Below are 9,757 nucleotides of genomic sequence, written 5' to 3' on the forward strand. Positions count from 1 at the left end.
CATCGCCGAGGCGGTGGAGAAGATCCGCGAGCAGGTGGGCGACGAGGAGGTCATCCTGGGCCTGTCCGGCGGGGTGGACTCCTCCGTGGCGGCCGCGCTCATCCACCGCGCCATCGGCGACCAGCTCACCTGCGTCTTCGTCGACCACGGCCTGCTGCGCTTGAACGAGGGCGACATGGTGATGGAGATGTTCGCCGGCAAGCTGCACGCCAAGGTGGTGCGCGTGGACGCCAGCGAACTCTTCCTGGGCGAGCTGGCCGGCGTGAGCGACCCCGAGCAAAAGCGCAAGATCATTGGCCGCCTGTTCGTTGACGTCTTCAAGGCCGAGGCCGCCAAGCTCACTTCAAGTGGTGCTTCAACAAAAGGCGCCAAGTGGTTGGCACAAGGCACTATTTACCCGGACGTGATCGAGTCCGGTGGCGCCAAGAGCAAGAAGGCCGTCACCATCAAGAGCCACCACAACGTGGGCGGCCTGCCCGAGCAGCTGGGCCTGAAGCTGCTGGAGCCGCTGCGCGACCTGTTCAAGGACGAGGTGCGCGAACTTGGCGTGGCCCTGGGCCTGCCGCACGACATGGTCTACCGCCACCCCTTCCCGGGGCCGGGCCTGGGCGTGCGCATCCTCGGTGAGGTGAAGAAGGACTACGCCGACCTGCTGCGCCGCGCCGACGCCATCTTCATCGAGGAGCTGCGCTCCACGATCGAGCCGCATTCCGGCAAGAGCTGGTACGACCTGACCAGCCAGGCCTTCACGGTATTCCTGCCGGTCAAGAGCGTGGGCGTCATGGGCGACGGGCGCACCTACGACTACGTGGTGGCCCTGCGCGCCGTGCAGACCAGCGACTTCATGACCGCCGACTGGGCCGAGCTGCCCTACAGCCTGCTCAAGCGCGTGTCGGGCCGCATCATCAACGAGGTGCGCGGCATCAACCGCGTGACCTACGACGTGAGCTCCAAGCCGCCGGCGACGATCGAGTGGGAGTGATCCGTCGCAGAATTGATTCTAATGTAAAACATGAGAATCAATAAAAAGCCATTTGATTTTGTTCAAATAACTCCTTTCGGAGGGCCTCCCCGCGACCCCGTGTGCCTCAGGCCGGGGTCCAGGCGTGCCGCACCAGCATCAGCCCGCTGATCACCAGCAGGCCGCAGATGAGCTGGCGAAGCCTCGGCGCCGGTACGTGGCGGGCCAGGCGGTTGCCCATCAACACGCCGAGCAAGGCCAGGCCGATCAGGCCGGCCCAGCGCCACCACAGTGCGCCGCTCGACAGGCGACCGACCCAGGCCATGCCCAGCAGAACCGTGCCGGCGCCGGCCACGATGATCAGCGGGGTGCTGGCGCGCAGGGCGTGCACGTCCTGCAGCCGGCGGCTCAGCCAGGCCACGACCAGGGGGCCGGCGGTGCCGAACAGCATCTCCACCAGGCCGATGCCGAAGCCCATGCCATGGGCCCAGGGTGCGGCCAGGGGCCGCGGCGCGGCCAGGCGCGGGCGCAGCGCGTTGATGCCCACGGCGGCCACGTAGAGGCCCAACGCGAGCAAAGGCCAGCGGGCGTCCAGCACCCCACTCAGCCACAGCCCGGCCAGGGCGCCGGCGGCCATACCGGGCAGCAGGCGGCGCAGTTCGCCGAAGTCCACCTGGCGCAGGTTCAGGCCGCTGAGCAGGATGGACGCAGGTACGTCCATCAACAGCGTGAGCGCCACCACCTCGGGCAAGGGCCAGCGCCAGGCCAGCAGGGGCACGACGATCAGCGCCGAACCGAAGCCCGTGATGCCCAGCACCACGTAGCCCAGCAGCACCACGGTGGCGGGGTAGATCAGTTCCGTCATGCGCGCCAGCTTAGCGCCAGCGTTGGTCGACGCGGTCGTAGGCGCCGGCGCGCAAATCGGCCACGCCATCGACCAGCTGGCGCTTGACGATCTTGCGCGTGGGCGTGCGCGGGAAGTCGGACGTCATGTAGGCCAGGTAGCGCGGAATCTTGAAGGCCGCGAGCCGGGTCTCGCAGTGCGCGAACACGCGCTCGGGAGGCACATCCTCGGGTTTCAGGCCCTCGCGCAGCTTGAGGTAGGCCTTGACCTCCTCGCGCCGCAGCGGGTCGGGCACGGGCACCACCGCCGCTTCCTCGATTTCCGGCAGGGTCCGCAGCGCCGCCTCGACCTCGATCGCCGCGATGTTCTCGCCCGCGCGCTTGATCATGTCCTTGATGCGGCCCACGATGAAGTAATAGCCGTTCCCGTCGCGGCGGAACAGGTCGCCGGTGCGGAACCAGCGGCCGCGGAAGGTGTCGGCGTTGGCCTGGGGGCGCTTGTAGTAGCCCCACAGGATGGCGCGACCGGCCACCCAGAGCTCGCCCACTTCCCCCTCGGGCACGTCCTGTCCTGCCTCGTCCACGATGCGCAGTTCGCGGTAGGCCGCCGGCAGGCCGCAGCTGCGCACGTAGGCCATGTGCGTGGCCGACTGCGGCATCACGGTGCCGCCGCCGATCTCGGTCATGCCATAGCCCTCGCGCGCCACGACGCCGAAGCGCTGCTCGATCTCGCGCCGGGCCTCGGTGCCCCAGCCATAGATGGATACGTAGCGCAGTGACAGCTGGGCGTCCAGCTCGGGCGTCGAGGGTTGCTTGAGCGCCGGCTCGGGGTAGATGCACATGTGGATGCGGTAGCGGCGCAGCCAGTCGTGGAAGTGCGTGAGGCTCATGCGCCGCGCGACGAAGGCGGTGCCCCCCAGCCACAGGGCCATGAGGAACTGCCACTGCGGGTCCATGTAGAAAAAGGGCGCCCAGATGAGCACGTTCTGCACGTCGCCGCCAGCGCCCCGCATGTGCGCGGCACCCCGGCTCAGCAGCATCCAGTAGTCGTGGGTGAGCATGCAGCCCTTGGGGAAGCCGGTGGTGCCCGAGGTGTACTGCAGATTGAGCAGGTCGTCGGGGCCCACCGGCGCGGGCGGCGCGAAGGGCAGCGTGCCCCTGGCCACCAGTTCGGTCCAGGCCTGCGCGTGCTCGGGCGGCTCGCCGCCGTGAACCACGAGGCGTTCGTCGGCGAGCAGGGGCGGGCGCGCAGGCATGGCGGCGAAGGCACCGAGGTACCCGTGGTCGATGATCAGAAACTGGGCGTCCGAGTCTTGCAGCACGAAGTGCATTTCCTCGCCGGTGTAGCCGGTGTTCACCGGCACCATGACGGCACCGATGCGGCCCAGCGCGATCCAGCTGATGGGAAAGGCCGCCACGTTGGGCAGCATCACCGCCACGTGGCTGCCCTTGCGCACGCCCAGGGGAACGAGCTGGCTGGCCAGGCGGTCGGCAGCCTCGTCGAGTTCGCGGTAGCTGAGCTGCAGGCCTTCGTCGAACCAATGCCCGGCCAACGCATCGGGCGTGGCGAGGGCGCGTTCGTGCACCAGTTCGCCCAGGGTGGCCGGCAGGCCGCTGTCGTTTTCGATCTGCGCGCGCATGCGCTGCATTTCCAGCACCCCCGGGTCGGTGGCGGCGGGCTGCTCGGGCGTGGCGGGGGTGTTCATGGCGTCGGGGTGGCTGGGTCGTGTCATGGTGATGGACGGCTCCGGGTCGGGTCAGCGCGCCGCCGGTTGCGCCTCGGACAGAGGGGGGCGCGTGTCGAAGGCCACGCGCTGCAGGCGGTACAGGTTGCCCATGTAGGCGAGGGTCTGTTCGCGCGTGAGGTCCTGCGCGCGGTAGCTGGCTTCCATCTCGGTGCGCACCGCCAGCGGTGGGTGGCGGGCGATGAGGGCGGCGACTTCCCTCGCGCGCGCCATCAGGCGCTCGGGTGCCACGATTTCGTTGACCAGGTGGTTGCGCAGCGCGGTCTCGGCGTCGAAGGGTTCGCCGGTGAGCGCCAGCCACATCGCCGCCAGGTGCGGAATCTGGCGCGACAGACGCGTCGAGCCGCCGGCCCCGCCCATGCCGTAGGCGATTTCGGGCAGGCCGAAGCGGGCGTTGGTGGAGGCCACGCGCAGGTCGGTCAACTGCAGCAGGTAGACCATGCCCTGGCCCATGACCGGGCCATTGACCGCGCCGATGATGGGCTTGTAGCGGTGCTGCGCCAGGCGCATCACCTCGTGCTCCCAGCCTGGGTACTCCAGCGCTTCGCCGCGGTGGCGCTGGCCCATGTGGCGACGCACCAGCTCGGCTTGGCTGCGCTCGGGGCGCGGCGTCTTGATGTCGTCGCCTGCGCTGAAGGCGCGCGTGCCGGCGCCGGTGAGGATGCCCACGCGCACCTCGTCGTCGGTGATGAACTCGCTCAGCAACTCGTACAGGTCGCGGTGGAGCGCGGGCGTGAACACGTTGACCGGCGGGTTGTCGATGGTGATGGTCGCGATGCCATCGGACTTGTCGTAACGCAGGCTCATGGTCAGGTCTTTTCGGTTGGTTGGCCGGCGCGGCCGGTCAGGGATCGGGCCTCGCCGCGGCGGCGCAGCCCTTCGGCCGCACCCAGCGCCACCACGGTCACGGCGATCAGCAGCGTGGACACGGCCGAGACGGTCGGGTTGAGCTGCAGCTTGAGGTCGGCCCAGATGCGCATGGGCAGGGTTTCGCGTCCGGCCATCAGGAATTCGGCGATGACCAGTTCGTCGAAGGAGACGAAGAAGGAGAACACCGCCGCCGCCACCACCGAGGGCAGCAGCCCTGGCAGGGTGGCCGTCATGAAGGCCCGCACCGGCCCGGCGCCCAGCACGCGGGCGGCGCGCTCCAGCGAAGGGTCGAGCTGGCGCAGCGCGGCGCCCACCATCAGCACCACGAAGGGCAGGGCGATGGCCGCGTGCGCGCAGGCCAGGGTGAAGGCCTGTCCTGCACCGCCGAAGCGCACCGCCAGGATGAACACCCCGAGCGCCAGGAAGATGTGCGGCACGATCATGGGCGCGGTCAGCAGCACCTGGACGGCGGGGCGCGCCGGCACGCGCCGCCGCTCCAGGCCCAGGGCCGCCAGCGTGCCGATCACCGTGGCCATGGCGCTGGCCATCAGGGCCACCTGGAAGGACAGGGCGGTGGCGCGCATCCACTGCGGATCGCCGAAGTAGGACCCATACCACTTGAGGCTCAGGGCGCTCGGCGGAAAGCGCATGAAGGCGTCGTCGCCGAAGGACAGCGGCACCACGATCAGCAGCGGGAACAGCAGGTACAGCAGCACCAGCACGGTGTAGCCGGCCAGCACCCAGCGGCCCCAGGGCAGGCGGCGCGTCATCGCCGGCCTCCCACCCAGCGCCGCCAGCCCGCTCGAGCGGCCCGGGCCAGGCCCAGCAGGCCCAGCGTGGTGGCGAGCAGCAGGCTGGCCAGCGCTGCGGCGAAGCCCCATTTCAGCTGCCCCACCTGCTGTTCGATGAGGTTGCCCAGCAGCAGGTCAGAGCGGCCACCCAGCAGCGCCGGGGTGATGAAGAAGCCCATCGCCATCATGAACACGATGGCCGCCGCCGTCGCCACCCCATCCATGCTGAGCGGCAGTACCACGCGCACGAAGGCCTGGGCCGGGCTGGCGCCCAGTACGCGCGCGGCCCTGACCAGGCCGGAATCGATTTCGGTCATGGCCCCCACGCAGGTAACGATCTGGATCGGCAGCAGGATCTGCACCATCGCCACCAGCACGGCGCTGGGCGTGTACAGCAGTGCCTGCGGTGCGTCGGCCAGGCCCAGCGACAGCAGCATTTGGTTGGCCAGGCCTTCGCGGCCCAGCAGCACCACCCAGGCGAAGCTGCGGATCAGTACGCTCATCCACATGGTGACGAACACCAGGAACAGCAGCATGAACTGGCGCTGGCGCGGCTGGCGGCTGATGAACCAGGCGGCGGGGTAGCCCAGCAGGGTGCACAGCAGCGTCACCTCCAGCGCCACCAGCACCGTGCGCCAGAGCACCTGCAGGTAGATGGGGCGCGTGAACAGGCGCTCCAGGTGCTGCGTCGTGAAGTCCGGGTCGAACACACTGGCGCGCAGCACGTCCAGCGTCGGCCAGACGAAGAACAGCGCCAGCAGCAGCAGCGCCGGCCACAGCATCCAGGTCTGCAGCCAGGGGGCGGGACGCGATGTCACTTCAGCATCCATTCGTTCCAGCGCTCCTGCAGCTCGTCCAGGTGTTTGGCCCAGAAACCTTCGTCGGCGCTGAACTGCACCGCCAGGTTGGCGGGGTGGGTCGGGAGGGCGCGGGCGACCGTTTCGGGCAGACCGTCGGCCAGGCCCGCCGCGAAGCCGGGGTAGGGCAGCTTGGCGATGTACTTGCGCATCGGTACCGGGTCGCCGGTGCGAAAGCGCACGAACTCCAGGGCCTCGGCCACGTTGCGCGCGCCCTTGGGTATGCCGATGTACGACAGGTGCAGGGCCCCGCCGTTCCACACGATCTCGACCGGCACGCCGGCCGCTTCCATGGCGTTGACGCGGCCATTGAAGCAGGAGCCGAAGGCGACCTCGCCGCTGCTGAGCAGTTGCACCGACTCCGCGCCAGACTTCCAGAAGCGGGTGACGCTGGACTTGATCTGGTCGAGCTTGCGGAAGGCCCGATCCTGGCCCTGGCGGGTGGCCAGTGCGGCGTAAAGGCCGCCCGCCGGCACGCCATCGGCCAGCAGGGCGTATTCCAGGTTGCTCTGCGGCCGGGCGCTCAGCGCGCGCGGCCCGGGGAAGGTCTTCACATCCCAGAAGTCGGCCCAGGACTTGATGGACTTGCCTGCGGGCAGCTTGTCGCGGCGCACCACCAGCACCTCGGAGTAGGCTGCGGCGCCCACGCCGTAGGGCATCCTGGCCACGGCGGGCAGCAGGTTCTTCGGGTCGACCTTCGTGTAGTCGATTTTCTCGAACAGGCCCTTCTGTACGCCCAGCGGGTAGTCCGAGGCGGAGATTTCCATCGCGTCCCAGGTGGTGCGGCCGGCGCGCACCATGGCTTCGAGCTGGGCCATGCGCTGCTGCTCGGTCGGCACATGCTCGATCGCGATACCCGTGGCGGCGGTGAAGGGCTCGTAGTACGCCGACTTGGAGACCTCGGCCACGGTGCCGCCCGCGCCGCTGATGACCAGCTTGCGTGACTGGGCGAGCGCGGCCGAAGCGGCCATGCCCAGCCAGGGCAGGGCGGCGATGCCGAACAGTTGGCGGCGTTGGATCATGGTGTGTCTCCGGGTTTCAGGGGTCGATCGATGGGGCATGGGAGCGCTCAGGCGACGGCGGCGGCTTCGTCGGGATGGAAGCCCAGGCGCACGCGCTCGCCGCGCGCGAGCGGGCGGCCGTGGAAGCCCCGGGCTTCCTGCAGCTGCAGCGCCGGCACCGAGCCGGCGCGCAGCAGGTAGTGCACCTGGTCGCCCAGGAACGTGACTTCGCTCACCTCGGCCTCGAAAGCCAGCGGGTGGGCATCGGGCGAAGGGTCGCGGCGCAGGCGCTCGGGGCGCACGCACAGCGCCCGGCTCTGCGCCGGCCAGGTGGAGCGGTGGACCTCCAGGCCGAGTTGGGGCAACTGCCAGCGCCCTGTCCCCAGGGGCACGAGGTCCAGGGCATTGGTGCGGCCGATGAACTCGGCCACGTAGCGCGAGGCCGGGCTGTCGTAGATCGCCTGCGGAGACCCGATCTGCGCGATGCGGGCCTGGCCCATCACGGCGATGCGGTCGGACAAGGCCAAGGCCTCGCCCTGGTCGTGGGTGACGAAAACGATGGTGCAGCCGAGCTGTCGGTGGTACTGCTTGATTTCGGCCTGCATGGCCTCGCGCAGCTTGAGGTCGAGCGCGCCCAGCGGCTCGTCCATCAGCAGCACCGAGGGCTCGAAGACCACGGCGCGCGCGAAGGCCACGCGCTGGCGCTGACCACCCGAGAGCTCGCTGGGGCGGCGCCGGGCATAGGCCGACAGCTGCACCATGTCCAGCGCCGCCTCCACGCGCCGGCGGATCTGCGCGCGGTCCACCTTTCGCAGGCGCAGCGGAAAGGACACGTTGTCGAACACATCCATGTGCGGGAACAGGGCATAGCCCTGGAACACCATGCCGACGTTGCGCCGCTCGGGCGGCATGGCCAGCACGTCGCGCCCGTCGATGCTGAGCGCGCCGCTGCTGGGCTCGGTGAAGCCGGCCAGCACGCTGAGCGCGGTCGACTTGCCCGAGCCGCTGGGGCCCAGCAATGTCAAGAATTCGCCGGGCCGCACGTCGAGCGTGAAGTCGGCCAGCGCCACGGCATCGCCATAGCGTTTGGCGATGTTTCGGAAGGAAACTGCGGCACCGTTCATGCTGTTTCTGACTATTCGTTAAAAAATGACGTATTCGTCATATATGAATCTTCTGTCAGAATGAATTTTGCAAAGTAGAGGGTTTACCCGCATGCGAGGGCCGACGATGAACGCACCCGATCCCCTGCCGACCGAGCCCGTGCTGTCGCCCGGTCGGCCCTTTCACCTGGTCAGCGTGATGGAGCAGCGGCTGCCGCTGCTGAAGCGGCGGCCCAAACGCCTGCGCACGAGGGCGCAGATCCTGGCCGCCACGGCGCGTGAAATGGAGCGCGTGGGCTACGACGGCCTGACCGTCGAGCTGATCACCGAGGCCTTGGGCATCGCGCGCGGCACCTTCTACCTGCACTTCCGGGACCGTTCACACGCGGCGATGACGGTGATCCGCATCTACGTCGCCCTGCGAAGGCGCTGCCGTCCGCGTGGCGGCCGCACGCCGCCGGTGGCCGAGGCAATCCTGTTGTTCAACAGCTACTACGTGGCCGTCTACGCACTCAACGCCAAACTGCTGCTGGGGCGCGAATCGCTCATGCGCGACCGCAGCGAGCTGGCGCAGGCGCGCGACCGCCTGAACGCGGCCTGGGCGCGGACGGTCGTCGAGGACGTGCTGCGGCGCGATCCGCGCCCGCGCGACCCGCAGCAGATGGCGCAGCTGCAGCTGAGGGTGCGCGGCGCGATCGCCATGAGCGACGAGTTGCTGCGCGAGATCTATCTGGTGCGCGCCCCGGGCCTGGAGCCCTACCTGGACGATGAGCCCATGGTGGTGAGCGTGTTGTCGGACATGTGGTTGCGCATCGTCTACGCCAGCGCACCGGAGTGACGTCCCGTTCGGCGCCGCCGGCAACAAGGGCATCGGCAGATCGGCAGGCGCGGGTTTTCCGGGCGGCGAGCGGCCCGCCCCTCACCGCCGGGGAGTTCCTTGATGGACGAATGGAGCGGCAGAAAAATGAAATGGCACCGCGGGGGCTATGCCGGCAAGTGCCAATCAACCCGGGTTTGCCATGGCCTGAGCGGCCTCACTCCGCCTTCAGTCCCAGCCGCTTGACCACCGGCTCCCAGCGCTTCATTTCGGCGGTCATCACCTGCTGGGCCTGCGCGCTGGTGCTCCCGACGGCGGTCAGGTCGTAGTTCTTCAGGCGCTCGCGCACGTCCGCCTGTTTCATGATCTCGGCCGCGTGCTTCTCGATCTCGGCCACCACCGCCGGCGGCGTGGCCTTGGCGGCTTGCAGCACCAGGCGGAAGCTCACGTCCAGTCCGGGCTGGTTGAGCGCCTTGGCCAGCGTGGGCACGTCCGGCGCCAGCGAGGAGGGCGCTTCGGACGACACCGCCAGCGCCACCAGGCGCCCGCTCTTGACGTGCGGCAGCACCGTGGGCGTGGCCAGGAAGCCGCAGGCCACCTCGCCACCCAGCACGGCCTGCGTGGCCGGCGCCGGGCCCCGGTAGGGCACGTGCTCCATGCGCACCTTGGTCTGCTCCAGCAGCATTTCGCTGGCCAGGTGGCCGGGCACGCCGGGGCCGCCCGAAGCGTACATCAGGGGGGCGCCGCCCTTGGCCTTGGCGACCAGCTC

Annotated in this window: 10 protein-coding genes; 2 read left to right on the top strand and 8 right to left on the bottom strand. The window is 69.3% G+C overall.

Annotation, left to right across the window (positions count from 1 at the left end):
- A partial coding sequence (gene guaA / locus BGO22_RS14550) for a glutamine-hydrolyzing GMP synthase (protein WP_286851467.1) occupies window positions 1–982 on the top strand: 982 nt, incomplete at its 5' end.
- A gap of 106 nt (window positions 983–1,088) precedes the next feature.
- Here guaA and BGO22_RS14555 read toward each other — a convergent pair.
- The 7 genes from BGO22_RS14555 to BGO22_RS14585 are packed head-to-tail and all read right to left on the bottom strand — an operon-like array spanning window position 1,089 to window position 8,192.
- Entirely contained in the window at window positions 1,089–1,826 is a 738-nt protein-coding gene (locus BGO22_RS14555) for a sulfite exporter TauE/SafE family protein (protein ID WP_070398501.1), read from the bottom strand.
- A gap of 10 nt (window positions 1,827–1,836) precedes the next feature.
- A complete protein-coding gene (locus tag BGO22_RS14560; protein WP_254668131.1) occupies window positions 1,837–3,537 on the bottom strand; it encodes a class I adenylate-forming enzyme family protein in 1,701 nt (566 codons plus the stop codon).
- Between the two features lie 24 nt (window positions 3,538–3,561).
- Window positions 3,562–4,356, bottom strand: a complete 795-nt coding sequence (locus BGO22_RS14565; RefSeq protein ID WP_070398499.1) for an enoyl-CoA hydratase/isomerase family protein — start codon at window positions 4,354–4,356, stop codon at window positions 3,562–3,564.
- Between the two features lie 2 nt (window positions 4,357–4,358).
- Window positions 4,359–5,189 (bottom strand): ABC transporter permease, encoded by an 831-nt coding sequence (locus tag BGO22_RS14570; RefSeq protein ID WP_083293045.1) that lies wholly within the window; start codon window positions 5,187–5,189, stop codon window positions 4,359–4,361.
- Window positions 5,186–6,028, bottom strand: coding sequence for an ABC transporter permease (locus tag BGO22_RS14575; RefSeq protein WP_217494343.1), 843 nt, complete (start codon window positions 6,026–6,028; stop codon window positions 5,186–5,188). The genes BGO22_RS14570 and BGO22_RS14575 overlap by 4 nt, the downstream gene beginning before the upstream one ends.
- Entirely contained in the window at window positions 6,025–7,089 is a 1,065-nt protein-coding gene (locus BGO22_RS14580; RefSeq protein WP_175442816.1) for an ABC transporter substrate-binding protein, read from the bottom strand. The genes BGO22_RS14575 and BGO22_RS14580 overlap by 4 nt, the downstream gene beginning before the upstream one ends.
- Before the next feature lie 47 nt (window positions 7,090–7,136).
- Entirely contained in the window at window positions 7,137–8,192 is a 1,056-nt protein-coding gene (locus BGO22_RS14585; protein ID WP_070398497.1) for an ABC transporter ATP-binding protein, read from the bottom strand.
- Between the two features lie 106 nt (window positions 8,193–8,298).
- Between BGO22_RS14585 and BGO22_RS14590 the strand changes: the two genes are divergently transcribed.
- Window positions 8,299–9,009 (top strand): TetR/AcrR family transcriptional regulator, encoded by a 711-nt coding sequence (locus BGO22_RS14590; protein ID WP_070398496.1) that lies wholly within the window; start codon window positions 8,299–8,301, stop codon window positions 9,007–9,009.
- A 196-nt stretch (window positions 9,010–9,205) separates the two neighbouring features.
- On the opposite strand, the gene BGO22_RS14595 is transcribed toward BGO22_RS14590, so the two are convergent.
- The coding region (locus tag BGO22_RS14595; RefSeq protein ID WP_286851472.1) for a Bug family tripartite tricarboxylate transporter substrate binding protein at window positions 9,206–9,757 on the bottom strand (552 nt) is incomplete at its 5' end.

Origin of the sequence: Hydrogenophaga sp. 70-12 (assembly GCF_001897365.1) — a bacterium.
In the GTDB taxonomy this organism is placed as follows: domain Bacteria; phylum Pseudomonadota; class Gammaproteobacteria; order Burkholderiales; family Burkholderiaceae_C; genus Hydrogenophaga; species Hydrogenophaga borbori.